The 19,906-nt window shown below is 59.7% G+C and carries 21 protein-coding genes; 13 read left to right on the forward strand and 8 right to left on the reverse strand.

Annotated elements, in window-relative coordinates:
* Position 1 precedes the first annotated feature (1 nt).
* The 3 genes from FHX16_RS04345 to FHX16_RS04355 are packed head-to-tail and all read right to left on the reverse strand — an operon-like array spanning position 2 to position 2,328.
* Positions 2-634 carry a 2-dehydro-3-deoxy-6-phosphogalactonate aldolase gene (locus FHX16_RS04345; protein ID WP_259126620.1) on the reverse strand — a complete coding sequence of 211 codons (633 nt, stop codon included), beginning with the start codon at positions 632-634 and terminating at the stop codon, positions 2-4.
* A 15-nt stretch (positions 635-649) separates the two neighbouring features.
* On the reverse strand, positions 650-1,567 hold the full coding sequence (locus FHX16_RS04350; protein WP_183860003.1) for a 2-dehydro-3-deoxygalactonokinase: 918 nt from the start codon (positions 1,565-1,567) through the stop codon (positions 650-652).
* The gene (locus tag FHX16_RS04355) at positions 1,567-2,328 is read right to left on the reverse strand and encodes an SDR family NAD(P)-dependent oxidoreductase (RefSeq protein WP_210296617.1); all 762 of its coding nucleotides are present in this window, start codon (positions 2,326-2,328) and stop codon (positions 1,567-1,569) included. Before FHX16_RS04355 ends, FHX16_RS04350 begins: the two co-directional genes overlap by 1 nt.
* Positions 2,329-2,440: 112 nt before the next feature.
* Between FHX16_RS04355 and FHX16_RS04360 the strand changes: the two genes are divergently transcribed.
* The 11 genes from FHX16_RS04360 to FHX16_RS04410 all read left to right on the forward strand — a co-directional run bounded on the left by FHX16_RS04360 (position 2,441) and on the right by FHX16_RS04410 (position 13,404).
* Positions 2,441-3,235: an IclR family transcriptional regulator gene (locus FHX16_RS04360; RefSeq protein ID WP_183859999.1), complete on the forward strand. Its 795-nt coding sequence runs from the start codon at positions 2,441-2,443 to the stop codon at positions 3,233-3,235.
* 198 nt (positions 3,236-3,433) lie between these two features.
* Positions 3,434-4,165 carry an autoinducer binding domain-containing protein gene (locus FHX16_RS04365; protein WP_183859997.1) on the forward strand — a complete coding sequence of 244 codons (732 nt, stop codon included), beginning with the start codon at positions 3,434-3,436 and terminating at the stop codon, positions 4,163-4,165.
* A gap of 506 nt (positions 4,166-4,671) precedes the next feature.
* Positions 4,672-5,826 carry an iron-sulfur cluster carrier protein ApbC gene (apbC, locus tag FHX16_RS04370; protein WP_183859995.1) on the forward strand — a complete coding sequence of 385 codons (1,155 nt, stop codon included), beginning with the start codon at positions 4,672-4,674 and terminating at the stop codon, positions 5,824-5,826.
* Between the two features lie 397 nt (positions 5,827-6,223).
* Positions 6,224-7,198, forward strand: a complete 975-nt coding sequence (locus FHX16_RS04375; protein ID WP_183860744.1) for a magnesium transporter CorA family protein — start codon at positions 6,224-6,226, stop codon at positions 7,196-7,198.
* A gap of 18 nt (positions 7,199-7,216) precedes the next feature.
* Entirely contained in the window at positions 7,217-9,115 is a 1,899-nt protein-coding gene (locus FHX16_RS04380) for a potassium transporter Kup (RefSeq protein WP_016552930.1), read from the forward strand.
* A gap of 161 nt (positions 9,116-9,276) precedes the next feature.
* Entirely contained in the window at positions 9,277-10,455 is a 1,179-nt protein-coding gene (locus tag FHX16_RS04385) for a cell wall hydrolase (RefSeq protein ID WP_183859993.1), read from the forward strand.
* 281 nt (positions 10,456-10,736) lie between these two features.
* Entirely contained in the window at positions 10,737-11,081 is a 345-nt protein-coding gene (locus FHX16_RS04390; protein ID WP_183752378.1) for an AtpZ/AtpI family protein, read from the forward strand.
* Between the two features lie 73 nt (positions 11,082-11,154).
* Complete coding sequence (locus FHX16_RS04395; RefSeq protein ID WP_016552933.1) at positions 11,155-11,907, forward strand: F0F1 ATP synthase subunit A; 753 nt, start codon at positions 11,155-11,157, stop codon at positions 11,905-11,907.
* Between the two features lie 69 nt (positions 11,908-11,976).
* Complete coding sequence (locus FHX16_RS04400; RefSeq protein ID WP_016552934.1) at positions 11,977-12,204, forward strand: F0F1 ATP synthase subunit C; 228 nt, start codon at positions 11,977-11,979, stop codon at positions 12,202-12,204.
* Positions 12,205-12,282: 78 nt separating this feature from the next.
* Positions 12,283-12,909, forward strand: a complete 627-nt coding sequence (locus FHX16_RS04405; protein WP_183752376.1) for a F0F1 ATP synthase subunit B — start codon at positions 12,283-12,285, stop codon at positions 12,907-12,909.
* 3 nt (positions 12,910-12,912) lie between these two features.
* Positions 12,913-13,404 (forward strand): F0F1 ATP synthase subunit B, encoded by a 492-nt coding sequence (locus tag FHX16_RS04410; protein WP_114711695.1) that lies wholly within the window; start codon positions 12,913-12,915, stop codon positions 13,402-13,404.
* Positions 13,405-13,484: 80 nt separating this feature from the next.
* Here FHX16_RS04410 and FHX16_RS04415 read toward each other — a convergent pair whose 3' ends face one another.
* Positions 13,485-14,174, reverse strand: a complete 690-nt coding sequence (locus tag FHX16_RS04415) for a ribonuclease HII (protein WP_259126626.1) — start codon at positions 14,172-14,174, stop codon at positions 13,485-13,487.
* 111 nt (positions 14,175-14,285) lie between these two features.
* Entirely contained in the window at positions 14,286-15,443 is a 1,158-nt protein-coding gene (locus FHX16_RS04420) for a PA0069 family radical SAM protein (protein ID WP_183859991.1), read from the reverse strand.
* A gap of 137 nt (positions 15,444-15,580) precedes the next feature.
* Here FHX16_RS04420 and FHX16_RS04425 point away from each other — a divergent pair, with 137 nt between their 5' ends.
* On the forward strand, positions 15,581-16,099 hold the full coding sequence (locus tag FHX16_RS04425) for a glycosyl transferase (protein ID WP_183859989.1): 519 nt from the start codon (positions 15,581-15,583) through the stop codon (positions 16,097-16,099).
* Between the two features lie 176 nt (positions 16,100-16,275).
* Complete coding sequence (locus FHX16_RS04430) at positions 16,276-16,593, forward strand: hypothetical protein (RefSeq protein WP_183752362.1); 318 nt, start codon at positions 16,276-16,278, stop codon at positions 16,591-16,593.
* Positions 16,594-16,623: 30 nt separating this feature from the next.
* On the opposite strand, the gene moaB is transcribed toward FHX16_RS04430, so the two are convergent.
* The 3 genes from moaB to FHX16_RS04445 are packed head-to-tail and all read right to left on the reverse strand — an operon-like array spanning position 16,624 to position 19,903.
* Positions 16,624-17,175 (reverse strand): molybdenum cofactor biosynthesis protein B, encoded by a 552-nt coding sequence (gene moaB, locus FHX16_RS04435; protein ID WP_183859987.1) that lies wholly within the window; start codon positions 17,173-17,175, stop codon positions 16,624-16,626.
* Positions 17,159-18,067 (reverse strand): 4-(cytidine 5'-diphospho)-2-C-methyl-D-erythritol kinase, encoded by a 909-nt coding sequence (locus tag FHX16_RS04440; protein ID WP_183859985.1) that lies wholly within the window; start codon positions 18,065-18,067, stop codon positions 17,159-17,161. Before FHX16_RS04440 ends, moaB begins: the two co-directional genes overlap by 17 nt.
* A 6-nt stretch (positions 18,068-18,073) precedes the next feature.
* A complete protein-coding gene (locus FHX16_RS04445) occupies positions 18,074-19,903 on the reverse strand; it encodes a tetratricopeptide repeat protein (protein WP_183752357.1) in 1,830 nt (609 codons plus the stop codon).
* Positions 19,904-19,906: the final 3 nt, after the last annotated feature.

A 19,906-nucleotide genomic window follows, 5' to 3' on the forward strand; every position in this document is an offset into this window, starting at 1 on the left:
CTTAAGCTCCTACCGCTGCGTCATAGGCGTAAATGGTCGCCTTCGCACGCTCGGCAACCTCCGCTGCGGTCATTCCCGGCTTGTAGAGGCTGGTGCCGAGGCCGAACGCATGAATGCCAGCCTTGGTGTACTCGGAGAAATTCTTGTCTGAAACGCCGCCAACGGCAGCGATCACCAGCTCCCGCGGCAGAATTGCGCGGATCGCGGTGATGCCGGCAGGGCCGAGCACGCTGGCGGGGAAGAATTTCAAGCCAGTCGCGCCTGCACGGGCTGCCGCCAGCGCTTCCGTCGGCGTGAAGACACCCGGCATGGTGACCATCCCATAGTTGCGCGCAAGAATGATCACTTCGGGCTCGACGTTTGGGGTGACAAGCAGCTTGCCACCGGCGGAATGGAGGCTGTCGACCGCCTCCGTGGTCAGCACGGTGCCGGCGCCGATCAGGCAATCGGCCGGCGCCATCTTCGCTGCGATTTCGATCGACTTGAAGGGTTCCGGCGAGTTCAGCGGGATCTCGATGGCGGTCAACCCGTTTTCGATCAGCGCGCCGACCACGCTTTCGGTTTCTTCGGGTTTGATGCCGCGCAGAATGGCGATCAGTGGACGCTTCATCGTGGGGAAGGGGATGCGGTTCATTGCTTCGGTGCTTTCTTAATTCGGCCAAATGGCTTTGGCGGCGGCAGCAAGGCCGCCACGGACTGCCGTATCAGCGTCAATGGTCTTATAGGACAGAGATAGTGCCTTGAAGGCCGCTTCATAAAGGCCTTGCAGCCGGCCCGCGGCAACGAGCGTGATGCTGACGCCGGCTCCCGCATTTGTCATGGCGCCGGCGATTTCCAGCCCGATGAGCGTTCCGGAGATCTTGGCCTGTGCTGCGGCAGCGCTCAAACTATGCAGCAGCTGGCCGGAGCGCGCCGTAAAGAAGAGGTTGGTCGCCATTGCCGGCTGCTCATAGGCAGCCTTGATCGCACTTTCGAAGGCGACCTCGTCTGCCGGCGACTGATCGGCCCCGGCGACGGCGTGCGACAGGATCGTGTGCTTGGAGATCGCGTCGAAAAGCTCACCGGTCATGAAGCTGGAGAAGCCGGTAACCCGCCCATCCCTTACGTGGACCCACTTTGAATGCGTGCCCGGCATGCACACTGCCTGTGATCCGGTGCTTGCCGGACCAAGCGTGCCGAGAAGCTGCGTTTCCTCTCCGCGCATGACGTCGGGCCTTGCCTGATCTCTCTGGGCAAGGCCTGGAAGGATACGGACATCGCGGCGTTGGCCGGGCACAACGACTGCGCCCGTCAGAATTGAGGACAATGATGCCGGAACGTCGATATAGCCCGCCTCGACCCATCCCTGCTTTGCACCTGCCATGCCGCAGATGATGACCGGAAGATTTTCCGGCGCACTCACCTTGGCCAGATGCGAGGCGAGAACCTCGGCGAAGCCGGTTTTTGCAGCCGTCGTCATACCCTCATTGCTGCGGCTTTCGCCCAGGATGCTGCCATCCTTGGCGATCAGCCAGAGCCGAAAACTGCTTGTTCCCCAATCTACCGCGACATAAGCGGGATCCGTCATCAGAAAATGCCTCCATCGACAATAAGAGATTGTGCGCTGATTGCTGCCGCGCAGCTTGACGCCAGAAACAGGCACGGTCCGATGATCGCGTCGGCGTGCAGAACTTTCTTGATGCACTGGCGATGCACCGTCCGCGCAATGCCTTCCTCGGTGAGCCAGAGTTTCATCTGACGATCCGTCACGATCATGCCCGGCAGGATGCAATTGACGCGGATGTTGTCAGGCCCAAGCTTGCCGGCCAGGCTCTTTGTCAGCCCGATCACGCCGGCTTTCGCCGTCGAATAGGCGGGAAATTCCGGCATGTTGAGCAGAAAAGCAATCGACGACATGTTGATGACCGCACCGCCGCCTGCTTCGCGCATCGAGGGCGCAACAGCCTGGGTCGTGAAGAAGACATGGCGCAGGTTGGTCGCCTGGTTGTCGTCCCAGTATTCCTCGGTCACGGCCTCGAAATCGTGCCGGTCGTCGCGCGCGGCATTGTTGACGAGAACGCTGATTGGGCCGGAGTGAGCGACGACCTCATCGACCGTCCTGCGGATCTCTGCAACGTCACGCAAATCCGCCTTGTGGAAGCGAACCGGGTGAAGGGTGTCGCGCGACAGCCGTTCGACGAGGTCATGGCTTTCCGCCTCGGCGACGTCAATGAACGAAACCTTGGCCCCTTGCCGGGCGAACCCCTCGACAATCGCTGCCCCGATGCCGGACCCGCCTCCGGTAATCAGCACGCTTCGATCCCTGAATTCAGGAAACTGCGCAAGCATAGCCGTCACTACGTCCTCCCGACGCTATTCTGTTCTATTATTTGGAACTCTATTTGACTATGTGGAATTATCCGACTAGCGTGGCCTCTCTGTCAAGGTATTTGGGGCGACGATGAGTGCGGCAAAAGAGAATGAGCTCGGGCGGCGCGACACCGGCACCCTCGGCAAGCTGATGGTCCTTCTCGACGTGGTGACCCATGCCGACGGTCCCATGCGGTTCACGGACATATTGGCGCTTTCAGATCAGCCGCGCGGCACGCTTCATCGTCAGCTAAGCCATCTCGTCGAAGAAGGTCTTCTTGAGATCGATGCCGACGGCCGCTACTCATCTGGCTTGCGGCTTTTGGATCTCGCCTCTCGCAGCTGGGCGCGCAACGAGTTTCGCCTCATAGCCGAGCCTCACCTCAGGGCCCTCCAGGATCTGACGGGCGAAACGGTTCATCTTGGTGTGCTTCGCGGCAGCTCGATCATCTACCTCGACAAGTTCGAAGGCCAGCAGCCTGTCAGAATGTACTCGCAGATTGGCAACACCTCGCCGGTTTACTGTACAGGTGTCGGCAAGGCAGCCCTGTCGATATTGCCGAGAGAGCGGGTTGCGGCACTGGTGGCCGACCTTGCCTTCCACCAGTTCACCGCAAATACGCATACGGCGGACACTCTCCTTGCCGAGATCGAGGAAATACGCAAGCAAGGTCATGCCTTCGACCGTGAGGAGCACGAAGTCGGCATTCGCTGTGTCGCCGCCCCTATCTGGTCCGAAAACCTTTCGCTTGTCGGTGGTGTATCGGTAACCGGGCCGGCTTATCGGCTTACGATGGAAAGGCTTTCGGAATGGGCGGCCCCGATCCGGAAGACGGCAGAACAGATCAGAGAAGCCATGCGCATTGGACTTGGTCCACGCCGCTAAACCTTACTCAATGTCGCCCAATACAAGGTTGAAGCTTAAAATATTGTGATTTTCTGACGAATCATCACAATTTACGCTCGTCAATCCCCCGTCTTGGGGTGTATGTGCTGGGTTAATCGTTAACCGGCGATGCAAACTTAGCTGCGACGACGAGACGACATCCATCAGACATTCCATCTATTCGAGTTGAATAAATAAATGAATCCATCGCAGCCAGGATCTTCCGTGGACGTCCACGTTAGCGAGATCGCCGGACTGAAAACGCAGTTCGATATTTTCCGCTTCATGAAGAAAGTGACGGAAGCCTATCGAGCGCGGGCCTTCATGGTCTTCAACATTCCCTCGGTGACAGCCGTCAATCTGCAGAACAGTACAGTCATCTCGAGTTGGCCAGTGGAATTGCTGGCGGCTTACGACCATGAGGGGCTGGTGGCCAATAGTCCGGTCATGAAGCGGCTGCGGACCTCGACCACGCCGTTCTTCAACGACGTGTCGCAGGTAAAGCTGGAAAGGCCCGATGGCAAGGCAGGGATCGTCAAGGCCCTCTTTGAACGTTTCCGCATGATGCGTTGTGCCTATTTCCCGGCGCATGAGCCCTCTGGCAGCCGGGGTGCTGTATCGTTTTCGGGTGACCGTGAGGCATTCAGCGCGGAGGAAATGCGCGAACTCCACTATATTTCCATCCACGTCTTCGACCGATTGGCGGAAATTCGCAGCCACGACAACAGGGTCACGGAAACCCTGACTGACAGAGAGATTGACTGCCTGAACTGGACTGCCGCCGGCAAGACCAGTGTCGAGATTGCGGAAATCCTCACGCTGTCCGAGCACACGGTGAACCACTATCTCAACCGTGCGACCAAGAAGCTCGATACTGTGAACCGTACGCAGGCCGTCGCCAAGGCATTGCGGATCGGACTCATAAAGTAGAGTGGGCAAATTCTGGGCTCGCGCGCCTAAAACTTCACCAATGCGCACGACTTTGTCCCCGGTGCACATCGGCTTTCGCGGATGTTTGCCATCTGGCACGTTTTCTGCTTCTTTGTTTGCAGCGGTCCAGAGGGGACCTGGTCACGACGCCGGATAAACGGCGCGACCCGCACACCGTCGGCCGACGCTACTATGTCTGATCTCGGGCTAAGGCGTCGGCGGCGGTTGTTGCTTTTGGGACACGCCGCCGCCCGCAAACCCTAAACCTTCAGCGCCCGATGCACGTTTTATACTGGCCTTTTGCCGTGCTTGCTCTAGGTGGCAAGGCTTGCCTCGGTATCCCGGAAGGCTGTTGTAACCATCAGGGCGAAAGCCCGGCGGACTTGATGGACGCATCGGCCTTCCGGTTGAACTCGCTCCTCATTTGCTGCGTCGACCGCCGATTTTGTTTGGCGAAGACGCGGCGCTCCTCTATCTAGAATGCCAACATAGGCAGTGAGGATGGAATGACCGGCGTCACCAAGGAACAAGTTCTCGAAACGCTGAAGACGGTCCGCGGACCCGATCTCGAACACGATATCGTCGAGCTCGGCATGGTCTCTGATGTCTTCATTTCCGACGGCAAGGTCTATTTCTCCATTACGGTCCCTGCGGAGAACGCCAAGGAGCTGGAGCCTCTTCGTCTCGCCGCCGAACGGGTCATCAAGGAAATGCCGGGTGTCAAGGGAGCCTTGGTTGCGCTGACGGCGGACAAGAAGGCTGGTGCGGGTTCGGCGCCGGTCTCGCGCCCGCAGCCGCAGGCTGGACATGAGCATCACGGCCATGCCCACGCGCCGCAACAGCAGCCCCGCGCCGGCAAGCTCGGCGTTCCCGGTATTGGCTCGATCATCGCCGTTGCCTCCGGCAAGGGCGGTGTGGGAAAATCCACGACCGCCGTCAACCTTGCGCTCGGCCTCCAGGCCAATGGCTTGCGGGTCGGCATTCTCGACGCCGATATTTACGGCCCGTCGATGCCGCGCCTGCTCAAGATCTCCGGCCGCCCCACCCAGATCGATGGCCGCATCATCAACCCCATGGAAAATTACGGGCTGAAGGTGATGTCAATGGGCTTCCTCGTCGACGAGGAGACGGCAATGATCTGGCGTGGCCCCATGGTGCAATCGGCGCTGATGCAGATGCTGCGTGAGGTTGCCTGGGGCGAACTAGATGTCCTTGTCGTCGATATGCCGCCGGGCACAGGCGATGCGCAGCTGACGATGGCGCAGCAGGTACCGCTCGCGGGCGCCGTCATCGTTTCGACACCTCAGGATCTCGCGCTCGTCGATGCCCGCAAGGGATTGAACATGTTCAAGAAGGTCGAGGTTCCCGTGCTCGGCATCGTCGAGAACATGAGCTATTTCATCGCCCCCGACACGGGCACGCGTTACGATATCTTTGGTCATGGCGGCGCTCGCAAGGAAGCTGAACGCATCGGCGTGCCTTTCCTCGGCGAAGTGCCGTTGACGATGAACATTCGCGAGACCTCCGACGCCGGAACGCCGCTGGTTGCAACGGAGCCCAACGGCATCGTCGCCGGCATCTATCGCGAGATCGCCGCCAAGGTCTGGCAGCAGCTCGACGTGCAGCCGCAGAAGGCCGCGCCGGCCATCGTTTTCGAGTGAATGCTTCGCCGCCGCTAGACTCCCAATTGCGGAGGAAATGTGGTCAAACGGCGCGGTGAACGTAAGATGTCTTGATTCTTTCGCAGCTTTCCGTCATATGGCGCGCCGTCGCCATGAGGGCGGCGTGTTGCGAATGCTCGATGATGGCCGGTGGGACTGGCCGCCCGCATACTCGGAGTTATCTTGGTCGAAGGATTGGTGACTGCGATGCGGTTGAGCACGTTGCATATCTCGGCGGTCGCCGGATGTGCCGGGAGTCATATGAACTTTCTTCAATCGCTTTCGTTACAATCTGGAACTTGCATCCCACGCGCTCTCGCGGGCAGCGCGCCGTGGAAGGGCGTTCGATGAAGACAGCGATGTGCGCAACACGCCCGGATTACCGGAGGTCCAACCGGTGATCGCGGCCTACTGTTCCGATTGCAAGCCGGTTGAAATTCGCGATTTGTCGCAAGGTTCCTTGCGCGACGACGTCATGTGGATCGACCTGGTCGAGCCATCGCGTGACGAGGAGATGTTCGTCGAAAGGGTGCTGGGCATCGAAGTCCCGACACGCGATGATCTCAAGGATATCGAACCGTCGGCCCGCCTCTACGTCGAAAACGATGCCGTGTTCATGACGGCGTCTCTCGTCTGGAAGGTAGAAACGGACGCGCCGACCCTGACCGACGTTGCCTTCATCCTGGTTGGCAAACGGATGGTCACGATCCGCTACGCACAGCCGAAGTCCTTTTCACTATTCATCGCCGCGCTTCATCGCGTACCGCAACAGTGGCGGAGCGGTGCGGCACTGCTGGCTAAGCTCTTTGAAACCGTCATCGATCGCACCGCGGAAATCCTGGAGCTTTCGGTTGCCCGTATCGACATTCTGTCGACGCATGTGTTTGGCGACCGTGCGAGGAAGGTTCGCAAGCCGTCGAACTATCTCGAAGAGAAGCTTAGGGACATTGCCGGCCATCATCGCCTCGTCAGCAAGATCCGCGATAGTCTCGCGTCGCTGTCGCGGCTGATGACGTTTTTCTATAATGTCCCCGCGGTCCAGCAGGATCGTGACACCAAGGAACTCTGCCGGACGGTCTCTCGCGATATTCAGTCGCTCAACGAGCATGCGTCCTTCATCGCTGGCAATATTACCTTCCTGCTCGACGCCTCGCTTGGCCTGATCAACATCGAGCAGAACTCGATCATCAAGATTTTTTCGATCGCGTCCGTGGTGTTCTTGCCGCCGACCCTGGTCGCCTCCATCTACGGTATGAATTTCGAATTCATGCCGGAACTGCACTTCGCCCACGGATATCCGTATTCGATTGGGCTGATGGTGTTATCCGCCATCATTCCCTTCTTCTTTTTTCGATGGAAAGGCTGGCTCTGAAGAGCCTGTTTTCATTTCATGCACGAAGGCAGCCATTCACACGAACGTAAAATGAAGCCGCGCAAGCTGTTCTACCTTGCGCTCGGCTCCGTTGGCGTCGTCTATGGCGATATCGGTACCAGCCCGCTCTACGCATTCCGCGAAGCGTTGAAGCCCGTCGCGATCGACGGCCTCACTCGCTTCGAGGTCATCAGCCTCATCTCGCTGATGATCTGGGCCCTGACCATTATCGTCACCATCAAGTACGTGCTCTTCCTGTTGCGCGCCGACAACGAAGGCGAGGGCGGTACGCTTTCCCTGCTTGCGTTGTTGATGAAGACCGCAAACGGGCATACCGCGATGCTGATGCTGCTCGGCCTTGTTGGGGCGGCGCTGTTCCTTGGCGATGCGATGATCACGCCGGCGCTCTCGGTATTGTCGGCCGTCGAAGGTCTGAAGCTCGTGGCGCCAAGTCTGACCAGTTACATCGTGCCGATTTCCGTTTTCATCCTGGCGTTGCTGTTTGCAGTCCAGTCGCGGGGGACCGGTGCCATGGCCCGTTTCTTCGGACCTATCACCGCGCTCTGGTTCATCGTGATGGCCGCCGCGGGCATTTCGCATATCTCCGATGACTTCGGCATCCTCGCCGCCTTCAATCCTTACTATGCAGTCAGCTTTCTGCTGCACGAAGGATTCTATGGTGTCGTCGTGCTCGGCGCGGTGTTCCTGACCGTGACGGGTGCGGAAGCGCTTTATGCTGACCTTGGCCACTTTGGCCGTCGGCCGATCCAGTGGGCCTGGTTTGCGTTGGTCTTCCCTGCGTTGACGCTGAACTATCTGGGGCAGGGCGCTCTCGTTCTCGGCAATCCCGCAGCGATGTCGGATCCCTTCTACTTGATGTACCCGCAGTGGGCGTTGCTGCCGGTCGTCATCCTGGCGACTGCCGCCACAATCATCGCCAGCCAGGCCGTCATCACGGGTGCTTTCTCGCTCGTCCGCCAGGGCATCAACCTCGGCTTCCTGCCGCGGATGGAGGTTCTCTTTACCTCCGAGACGAATACGGGGCAGATTTTTGTCCCGTCTGTAAATGCGGTGCTTTTCTTTGGCGTCATCTTCCTCGTCATCAGCTTCAAGACATCGGATGCGCTGGCAATCGCCTACGGCATCTCGGTGACAGGCGCGATGGTCGTCACCTCGATCATGGCCTTCGAGTTTGTCCGCGTCCGCTGGAATTGGTCGATCCTGGTTGCAACTGCGGCGCTTGCGCCGCTGCTTTGTCTGGAAATGATCTTCCTGGGCGCCAACCTGCTGAAGATTCACGATGGTGGCTATATTCCGGTGCTGATTGCGGCCGTGTTTACGATCATCATGTGGACGTGGCGCCGCGGCTCGGCGCTTCTCCTCGAGAAGACTCGCCATACCGACATCCCGCTCGCGTCTTTCGTCAGTTCAATCGAGCGCAAGAGCGACCATTCCCCGGCGCAGGTGCCCGGCACCGCGATCTTCTTGACCAGCGATCCGGAATCGGCACCCGCGGCGCTGCTGCACAATCTGAAGCACAATCACGTTCTGCACGACAAGAACGTCATCCTGACCATTCGCACGATCAACAAGCCGCGCGTGTCGAGCGCCGATCGCTACAAGGTCGAGCAGATCTCAGAGCGCTTCTCGCGCGTCGAGTTGCTGTTCGGCTTCATGGAATCGCAGAATGTCTCTCAGGCGCTTGCGACGCTGCGGAAGACCGGGCTGAAGTTCGACATCATGTCGACGTCTTTCTATCTCGGTCGCCGCAAGCTGGTTCCCGATGCCAAGTCCGGTATGCCCTACTGGCAGGACCGCCTCTACATCGCGCTTGCCAATGCCGCGGCAAATCCGTCGGACTACTTCCGGCTGCCCGCAAACCGCGTCGTGGAGCTCGGCTCGCACGTCATTATTTAAGCGAGCAAAATCATTTCAATAGGAGCCCGGCATCGACCGGGCTTTTATTTTGCCTGTTGCTAATGCTTTCGCCGTCGCGCGGCATCCGCATTAACCAAGCATCAAGGTTAATGAGACATTTTCAACGGCATGTTCATGCGTCTCATGCCGGAGTCTTCGCGTTGCGTCGAAATAGCCGTTCCCGTGGCAAGCTGCGCCTCTTGCTTCAAAATTGGAGTTCCCCCGCGCTCTTCGGCGTCTGCGGATGGCTGATGTCGCCGACTGTGGCGTCTCATGCGGACCTCGCTGCCTTGCTTGCCGGCCTCGATCAGGGTCGGGAGAACTGGCGGATGGTGCTCACCAATTCGCCGGCCGGCTCGATCCATCAGGCGGAGCTGACCTTTGCCGATCCTGTTGTGACCGGCACGATCGCGGCCGGGGCAGGCATGGTTCTGCCCGACGGCCGCAAGGTCGCCTTCATGGCGAAGGAGAAGGGGCATGGGGCCTCGCCGGACGAAGACCGCGTCAATCGCCCACTCAAGAAGGGCCGCGTCGTCGCTGTTGAAAAGGTGCAGCCGCCCAAGGATTTTTCCGCCGGCTCTATTCTCCAGAGAACACGCCTGCTCTTTCAGCCGAGCTTGGACCTGAAGGATCGGTCGGCTTTCGTGAAGCCTAAGATCAAGGGTAAGGAAATCCAGATCGCCACGAATTTCTACAAGAAGGAGCCGCCGAGACCGGATCGCGGCGTCTCACCGATGCTGGCCGGTCTCGTGACCAACTCCAAGGCCGATGTCCTGGCGACGGCATATGCGCCGGCCGCTCCGGACTACGCTCGCCAGTCGCCGTTCGATTCGATTTTGACCGACAAGGCCGACGATGGCCGCTTCGTGCCGCAGATCGGTCCGCGCGATCACGCTTGGGCGGCAAGCATTCTGCCGCCTTCAGTATTCTCGGCAGCCGAGCAGCAGTGCTTGGCGTCCGGTATTTACTTCGAAGCGCGTGGCGAAACGGTGAAGGGACAAGCGGCTGTCGCCCAGGTCATTCTCAATCGCGTTCGCAATCCCGCCTACCCGAAGACCATCTGCGGCGTCGTCTACCAGAACGAGGATTGGCGCAATCGCTGCCAATTCTCCTTTGCCTGCGACAATATCAAGGATCGTGTGAACTCGCAGTATCATTGGAGAATCGCCCGCGAAGTCGCCATGGCTGTTACCGCCGGCAAGATCTGGTTCCCGCAGGTAGGCTCGGCAACGCATTATCATGCTGTCTACGTCCGCCCGAAATGGGCAAAGACGATGGAAAAGGTCGGCCGCATCGGCCTGCACGTCTTCTACCGCACCTACGGCGGCGGCTGGAGCTGAGGAAAAGCCGATCTCAGCGCGATTTCGCGTCTCATCGCTGCACGCGAAAGCGGATTCTTTCGGTCGATTTTGGCTAACCTCGCCAGGATCGGCCTAAGCGTATGTTTTCTCTTGTCTATTTTATGGCTGGACATCGACTGCCTACGCCTTGACTATGCTTTTTGCTAAAACTATGTTGCGCGCGACTTCAGAACGGGCCGAAAGGTTCTCAAACCTTGGGGTCGTTGTCCGGAAAACCGGGGTAGCGGGATCGCGGACAGCGGCTGGCGGAGGAGAGCACCATGACGGACGACCGCGAGGAAGGTCTAGAAAAGCGCCGGGCGCAATTGGGGGCGGAGCTCGCAACCAAGCGTGTTGAAGCGGGGAAGGAAGAGGCTATCGAAGCCAGCGCCGAGGCGAGCCGCAAAGGCTATGCCCAGGCGATGAAGCTTTCGAGCGAATTCATCTCCGCTATCGTTGTCGGTGCCGTTCTTGGCTATGTCCTCGACCGTTTTGTCGGCACGGCGCCTTGGGGATTGATTGTTCTTCTTCTTCTCGGATTTTGTGCCGGTGTATTGAACGTTCTGCGGGCTGCGGGGAAGGTTGCAAAGCCAGATCCGACCGGCCGCGAGAATGGTGGAAAATAGGGCAGGGCGCTCCGGCGTTCGATCCAGTGCAATAATCCCGTCTTGCGCGGGCTAAAGATAGAGAGAACAAGCGGTGTCTAACGATCCGACCCATCAGTTCCTGATCCAGAAGATTGTGCCGATCGAAGTCGGTGGAATTGATTTCTCGTTTACGAATGCATCGCTCTTCATGGTGGCCTCTGCTGCCGTCGCTGCTGGCTTTCTGTACTTCTCGACGTCGAATCGGGCGATCGTGCCGGGCCGTTCCCAGTCGGTGGCCGAGATGTCCTACGAGTTCATCGCCAACATGCTGAAGGAAGGCGCCGGGTCCAAGGGGATGAAGTTCTTCCCATTGGTTTTCTCGCTCTTCATGTTCGTGCTGACTGCAAACCTGCTCGGCATGTTCCCGTACTTCTTCACGATCACCAGCCAGATCATCGTGACCTTCGCGCTGGCGCTGCTCGTCATCGGTACGGTTCTGGTCTACGGTTTCTATAAGCACGGCTTCCACTTCCTGAATATCTTCGTGCCGCAGGGCGTTCCGGGCATTCTTCTGCCGCTGGTCGTGTCGATCGAAATCATCTCCTTCCTCTCCCGCCCGATTTCGCTCTCCGTTCGTCTTTTCGCCAACATGCTGGCTGGCCACATCACCCTGAAGGTGTTCGCAGGCTTCGTCGCCTCGCTTGGAGCGCTGGGTGCGCTCGGCGTTGGCGGTGCCATCCTTCCCCTCATCATGACGGTCGCCCTGACCGGTCTCGAGTTCCTCGTTGCCTTCCTCCAGGCTTACGTCTTTGCGGTGCTGACTTGCATGTACCTCAATGACGCGATCCATCCGGGCGGCCACTAAGGATACCGATGTTGACGTCCATGGGCGTCAGTCAATTCGCCGTAACAACCATTTCAAAGGAGTGAAAATATGGATCCCATCGCAGCAAAGTACATCGGCGCAGGTCTGGCTTGCCTCGGTATGGCCGGTACGGCTCTCGGCCTCGGCAACATCTTCGGCAGCTACCTGTCCGGCGCGCTGCGCAACCCGTCTGCCGCTGACAGCCAGTTCGGCCGTCTGGTTTTCGGCTTCGCCGTTACGGAAGCTCTGGGCATCTTCTCGCTGCTCGTCGCTCTCCTCCTGCTCTTCGCCGTTTAATACAGGCGCATTGAAGGATCACGGCCTGCAGCCCGCATGCCGTGATCCTTTGCATTTGCAGTACACCTGGAGGTGAGCATGTTTTTTGTGACCCCGGCTTACGCCGAAGAGGCCCCGGCGGGAACCGCAGAAACTGGTGCAGACGCGCATGCCGCCCCGGCTGCAGGCGATGTCCACACCGAGACCGGCGTACCAGCCGAGCATCATGGTGGCGGCGTATTCCCGCCTTTCGATGCGAAGACCTACCCCTCGCAGCTGCTGTGGCTGGCGATTACGTTTGTCGCCTTCTTCGTGCTCATGCAAAAGGTCATCGCACCGCGCATCGGCAATATTCTCGAGCAGCGCCACAGCCGCATCTCGCAGGATCTCGGTGAGGCAAGCCGCCTGAAGGCGGAGGCCGACGCCGACGTTGCCGCTTACGAAGCCGAGCTGGCCGCAGCCCGCGCCAAGTCAAATTCGATCGGTACCGCAGCCCGCGACGCTGCCAAGCTGAAGGCCGAAGCCGACCGCAAGGCCGTTGAAGCAAGCCTGGCTGAAAAGCTGAAGGCTGCCGAAGGCCGCATCGCCGACATCAAGGCGAAGGCGTTCGCGGACGTCGGTGCGATCGCTGAAGAAACCGCAACCGCCGTCGTAGAACAGCTGATCGGCACCTCCGCGAAGGCAGATGTTGCCGCTGCGGTTGCAGACATCAAGAAGGGGGCTTGATCGATGGAATTTGCACTCGACGCAACATTCTTCGCATTTGTCGGCCTCGTCCTGTTCCTGGCGCTGGTTGTCTACCTGAAGGTTCCGGGTATGATGGCAAAGTCGCTGGACGACCGTGCTGATCAGATCCGCAACGAACTGTCGGAAGCCAAGCGTCTGCGTGAAGAGGCCCAGCATCTGCTGGCCGAGTATCAGCGCAAGCGCAAGGAAGCTGAAGCCGAAGCCGCACACATCGTTGCTGCGGCCGAGCGCGAAGCCGAAATGCTGACGGCTGAAGCCAAGAAGAAAACGGAAGAATTCGTTGCCAACCGCACGGCCGTTTCCGAACAGAAGATCAAGCAGGCTGAAGCCGACGCGATGAAGGCTGTTCGTTCCGCTGCCGTCGATCTGGCTATTGCCGCTGCCGAGAACGTTCTGGCGAAGAAGGCAGACACGAAGGTTCAGTCCGAGCTCTTCAGCGACGCCATCGGTAACGTCAAGAGCCGCCTCAACTAAGGTGAGCATTACGCTTTCGAAAAGCCCCGCTTTGCGGGGCTTTTTTAGTTTGGGACCTTAGTTGTCGTCGGTAAGCGAGATCAGTCGATTCCGATATCGACATCGATATCGACGCCCTGCACCTTCTTCAGCGGGCTGAAGGTCATGCGATGCAGCGAGCACGGACCGTGCTTCTCGATGCCGGCGCGGTGTTGCGCGGTGCCATAGCCGACATGCGCAGCAAAGCCATAAGCGGGAAACGTACTGTCGGCACGCGCCATCATGCGGTCGCGCGTCACCTTGGCGACGATGGAGGCTGCGGCGATCGAGACGGAGCGCGCGTCTCCCTTGACGACAGCCTGGCCGGGGCAGAGAAGGCCAGGCGGCACATCGAGGCCGTCTGTCAGCACATAGCTAGCAGGGATCGACAAGCCACAGATGGCACGCCGCATGGCATCCAGGCTCGCCTTGCGGATATCCGTTTCATCGATGCGTGTAGAACTTGACGAGGCGATCGACACCGTTGCGGTCGCGAGGATCTGCGCAAAGAGCTCCTCGCGCTTCTGTGCCGAAAGCTGCTTCGAATCGTTCAAGCCATCGGGAATACGCTTGGGGTCGAGGATGACGGCGGCTGCGACCACTGGGCCAGCGAGAGGACCGCGTCCAGCTTCATCCGCGCCGGCGACCGGCCAGTGGCCAGCCTTGCGCGCCTTCAGCTCGAGCCGAAAATCCGGCACGAGGGGGACGTATTCGAAAAGCATAGGAGAATCGGGTGGCGTGCGACGTTTCATGCGGCTGACCCTCGCACGCCAACCCGATTTCCTGCAAGTCCCCGGATCAGGGCGGCGGGCCGGGGACTTGAGCGCGGAAGGGCAGGGCGACCATCCGCGAAGCTGGAAAAATCAAAGCAGCGAAAGCTGCACGCCGCTGCCATCGGGCGGAACGAAGAGATCATCCCGCAACGGCATGCTGCGGCGGGTCATGCCGAGCCGTTTCGTCGCCATTTCGAAACGGCGCGCAATCTGCCAAGCGTAAGGCCCAGCGCCCTTCATTCGCTTGCCGAACTCCGCGTCGTAATCCTTGCCGCCGCGCATCGAGCGGACGAGCGACATGACATGCCGGTAGCGGTCGGGATAATTCTGCAGCAGCCAGTCCCGAAATAGCGGCGAGACTTCGAGCGGCAGACGCAGGATGACATAGCCCGCCTCTGTAGCACCCGCCGCATGGGCTGACTCCAAGATACGCTCGAGTTCATGGTCGTTGAGCGCCGGAATCATCGGGGCAGCCATCACCGATGTCTGGATGCCTGCCTCTGAGAGGGCGCGGATGGCTTCCAGCCGACGCGTGGGGGTCGAGGCGCGGGGCTCCATCGTCCGCGCGAGCTTTCGGTCGAGCGTGGTGACCGACAGTGACACGCGGACGAGATTCCTCTCCGCCATCGCCGAGAGAATATCGAGGTCGCGCATGATCATCGCCGATTTGGTGACGATCGAAACCGGATGGTTCGCCTTCTCAAGCACCTCGAGAATCTGCCGCATGATGCGCCATTCCTTCTCGATCGGCTGGTAGGGATCGGTGTTGGTGCCGATCGCGATCACGCGCGGCTTATAGCCGGGCTTTGCCAGTTCACGTTCCAGCAGCTTGGCTGCATCCGGCTTCGCAAAGAGCTTGGCTTCAAAGTCGAGACCGGCGGAAAGCCCCATATAGGCGTGCGTTGGCCGCGCGAAGCAGTAGATGCAGCCGTGCTCGCAGCCGCGATAGGGATTGATCGAGCGGTCGAAGGGAATGTCCGGTGACTCGTTGCGGGTGATTGCCGTCCGAGGCTTCTCGATCTGAACCTCGGTCTTGAACGGCGGCAGGTCTTCAAGATTCTGCCAGCCATCATCGATGGCCTCCCGGCGCATAGGTTCGAAACGTCCGCTTGGATTCAATCCCGCCGCACGTCCGCGGCGACGGTCGACATCGATCCGCAAGCCGGCAGATACGATCATCGCATCGGCAATATCTGCCGTATTGGCAGGCGCGAATGCGGCCTGCCCTGCAAGGGACTGCTCGTTCATCGGATTCTCCGCTGGCGAAAGCTTTGCTTTCGTCCGTTTTGATGATTAAATTCCTATCGATAAAATGAGAACAATGCAAGAACAAAATGAGGAAAGTGCCGCTGGCAAAATTTTGTGCGGCGCTCTATGAATAGGCAATGTTGACAGTAGTACTGGAATGCCAGGATCAGGAACCTGAGCTGGCGCAGACGTTATCGGTGTTGGTTGCAGGCGCGGTGGAGGGGCTCGTCAGCGACGTGGTGGTGCTGGACCATGACTCGCGGGACGGGACGTCGCGGGTGGCCGACGCCGCCGGCTGCCGCTTTCATTCGCAATGGGATATCAAGGATATAGTGCACTCTGCGCGAGGCGAATGGTTGCTTTTCGTGGAGCCGGGGGCACGACCGCAGACCGGCTGGATCGATGAGATTGCTGAGTATATGGCCCTCAACAAGCTGCCGGCGCGGTTCACCGCGTCGCGTGGATACCGGCGGCCTTTCCTGCAGCGTATTAGCCGGGCCTCTTCGCCACTGGAACTTGGACTTCTCCTTCCCAAGAAGCAGGCGGTGGCAACCGCAAGAAGCGGCATGCGCCTTTCCGAATTCGCAAAGGGGCAGAAGCTGCGGAAGCTTTCCAGCGAGCTGATTCCATCCTGGGTCGCGCGCGCCGCCCGATAGCGGTTATCTCCATCTCCGCAATAATGGCGCCCGATACGATTTCGCGCTATAATTCGGTCATGGCGCCGCCCGAGCGCCGCGCTTCGTGACGGTCGACCATGGAATGCCGGCAGACGGCAGAACAGGTCAGCGGAAGTCTCCTCTTCTGCCGGTTATCCGGCAAAGGGAGGTGCGTCATGAAACGCAATATGATCCACGGCCTTGTATCGGCGGTCATATTGGCGACATTGATGATCGCGCATCCGCATTCGGCAGCATCGCAGATGATGCGCAGTTGCGCAGCCCGATCCGAGGTCGTCAATTTTCTCGACAAGAACTTTGCCGAAAGGCTGACGGCAGTCGGACTGGTCAATCAGAACGCCATGCTTGAGGTCTACGCTGCGCAGAGCGGCACGTGGACGCTGCTCATTACCGATACCAGAGGCATAAGCTGCCTTCTGCTGTCGGGCGATAGTTGGGAAACGATGCCCAACCTGCCGGGCATTGGGACATAGCACGACGGACTGTGTGGCCGGAGAAGATCCTTACTTGCCGGCGCCGCGCTTCAGATGCTCGTCGAGGCGCGGCATGATCTCCACGAAGTTGCAGGGCATGTGGCGATAGTCGAGCTGGGATTTCAGGATGCCGTCCCAGGCATCCTTGCAGGCGCCGGGGGAGCCCGGCAGGACGAAGATGAAGGTTGCGTTGGCAACGCCTGCCGTGGCTCTGGACTGAATGGTCGAGGTGCCGATCTTGTCGTAGGAGATGCGGTGGAAGACCGCCGAAAAGCCGTCCATCTTCTTCTCGAAAAGCGGCTCCAGAGCCTCCGGCGTAACGTCGCGGCCGGTAAAACCCGTTCCTCCCGTCGTGATCACGACGTCGATATCGTCTCGTTCCGTCCAGGCCTTGACGCGCGAGGCGATTGCCAGCCGATCATCGGGAACGATCGCACGATCGATCAGCCGGTGGCCCGCCTCCTTGATTCTGGCAGCCAGCGTATCGCCGGAGCGATCATCGGAAAGCGTCCGCGTATCCGAGACCGTCAGCACGGCAATGCCAACCGGAATGAAGGTTCGCGTCTCATCCAGCCCTGGCATCACGACCTCCAGCAATCGTTTCCGTTGCTTCGAAATACCAGTCCGGCCGGTCGTTGTGAAGCATCGCAGCCGCGCCTTGAGCCGCTGCAAGCGACGCAAAAATGCCGTAGCACGTGGCGCCGGAGCCTGACATACGAACGAGCGAGGCTCCCTGCGTCCTGAGCATCGCCGAGATTTCGGCGATCTCAGGCAGTATCTCACGCGCGACCGGCTCAAGGTCGTTGCGCATCGCGCCTATCGTCTCTACCCAGCTAGGGCGAGGTGCCATGTCGAGCGGCGGATTGGTCTTTGTTGTCAGCTTACGGAAGACTTCCGGCGTCGATACACCCTTCAGAGGGTTTGCCAGTACGATGGCAAAGATCGGCATGTCGTTGAGGAGGGTGATTTTCTCGCCGATGCCCCGGGCGACAAGCGGCTGACTGGCCAGGCACATCGGCACGTCGGCGCCAAGGCGAACGGCGATTGCCGCAACTGTCTCAGGCGGAAGCGACGCGTCCCACAGCTTCATCAGACCGCGAAGCGTCGCCGCGGCATCCGCCGAGCCGCCGCCGATCCCCGACGCGATCGGAAGGTTCTTCTGGAGCTGGATCCGGACGGAGGGAGTGCTGCCACCCTCGCGAGCGATCGCGTCGCGCAAAAAATCTCGGGCCTTAAGGACAAGATTGTCGTCACGGCTGTCGCCAAGCGCTTCGGCGAAGCGCCCGGAGATCTCGAATTCGTCCTGCTGGGCCGGCGTAAACTGCAACCGATCTCCATGCCGGGTGAAGGTCACCAACATATCGAGGAGATGGTATCCATCAGATCTCTGGCCCGTCACATGCAGGGCCAGATTGATCTTTGCCGGAGCGTCCTCGATGACGGTCACGTCATCGCGCAAACTCGCCGTTGGCATCGCCTATCAGGACTTCTTATCCGTGGGCTTCGGCTCGACGGGCGCCGGGTCCGGCTGCTTTTTGTCGGCGGCCCTTGAGCTGTCGGTATCCTGCGGCAAGCCGTTGGCGATCTTTTCCTTGATCTTCGGGATCTCGGCGGCCTCAGGCTCCGAGCTCAGCGCACGGTTCCATTGGTAGACGGCTTCGAGTTTGCGCCCGACACGCCAGTAGGCATCGCCCAGATGGTCGTTGATCGTGGCGTCGCCAGCCTTGATCTGAGCGGCCTTCTCCAACTCGTTAACCGCGTCATCGAAGCGGTTCAGTCGGAAGTAGGCCCAACCGAGCGAGTCGATGATGTAACCGTCGTCGGGCCTCAGATCGACGGCCTTCTTGATCATCGCCAGTCCCTCATCGAGGTTCCGGTTCATGTCGATCCAGGAGTAGCCGAGGTAGTTCAGCACTTGCGGCTGGTCCGGATTGAGCGCCAGCGCCTTGCGGAAATTCGGCTCGGCCTGGTCCCACTTCTTGAGGCGTTCATAGGCGATGCCGCGCTGGAAGAAGACTGTCCATGCGCTCCTGCCGGGTAGTGGACCAAGGACTTCGACCGCCTTGTCGTAATTGTCGGCCATCGCGGCATAATCCTTCGCATCCGACAGTACGCTGCCATAAGCGAGGTAGCTGCGAACGTCCTTCGGATCCGAGGCGATCAGGCTCTGCAGGTGCTTGCGTGCTTCTTCCACCTTGCCGCCTTGAGCCAGGGCAAGGCCGAGCTGAAGTTCGGAGATGCGGCGCATCGGCGAGGTCTCTGGCACCTGCTTGTAGAGAGCAATCGCGCGGTCCATCTGCTCCTGCTTCTCGGCAATGCCGCCAAGCATGACAAGCGTATCAGCACTGTCCGGATCAAGCGTCTTCGCGGTCTGCAGATAAAGCGAAACGATGTCTTCAGCCCCGTCGCGGTTCAGCGCGCCGCCGATGGAGAATAGGACGCCGGCCGCTCCCTGCTTGGCAGTCTGAACCTGCTGTTCCTGCTTTTCGCCCTTTTCGATGCTTTGGCGCAACGCGTTCAGCGGAGCGTAGTTGGGCAGCAGGTTGTCTCCGACGGAAATCGCGTCCAGCGCCTTCTGCTTGTTGCCCTGCGAGGCTTCCAGGCGGGCAAGCGCCATGACAGCGCGCATGAAGGTATCAGGCGCCGTCGCGCCGCCGTCCTTGTCGAGCACGGCATCGTTGAGGTTCTGACGGGCGGCCTTGACGTCGCCGTTCACGATCGCGATTGCCCCGGCATTATAAGACTTGAAGATACCGACCCAATCCGGTCCCTTCATCCTCTGCACCATCGACAGGGCATCCTTGCCACGGCCGGAGCCGACGCGAGCCCAGGCGGCAAGCAGATCGTTCATCATGCGGTCGAGATCGTTCGGCCCGGTATATTTCAGGAGCGATTCAGCCGTCTTGTATTCGCCGCGACGAATGGCATCCATGCTGCGCACGATCGTCGTGATGCGCTCGACCGTCGGGTCGCCCTTGAGATCGTTGGCGTATTTCACGCCGTCCTTGATGTCGCCGTTCAGAAGCAGCGAGATCATCAGGCGCTGGCGAATTTCCGGATTGCCAGGCTCGATCTGCAGCGCCTTCTTGTACAACTCGATCGCCGTCTCGTAATCGTGATCGACGTCGGCAGTCCGGGCAGCCAAAAATGCGCCGGAGAAGCTCGTGACGCTATCCGGATCGAAGATTACTGTGGCGGCATCGTCCTTCTTGGCCGTCTCTTCGGCATTCACGCCGCCGAGCGCTGCCAGCGAGATGACCGCTGCCATGGCTGCGCTCGAAAGAAGACGGATGGCAAGTTTTTGCCGCATTAG

Origin of the sequence: Rhizobium sp. BK661 (assembly GCF_024808825.1) — a bacterium.
Lineage (GTDB): Bacteria > Pseudomonadota > Alphaproteobacteria > Rhizobiales > Rhizobiaceae > Rhizobium.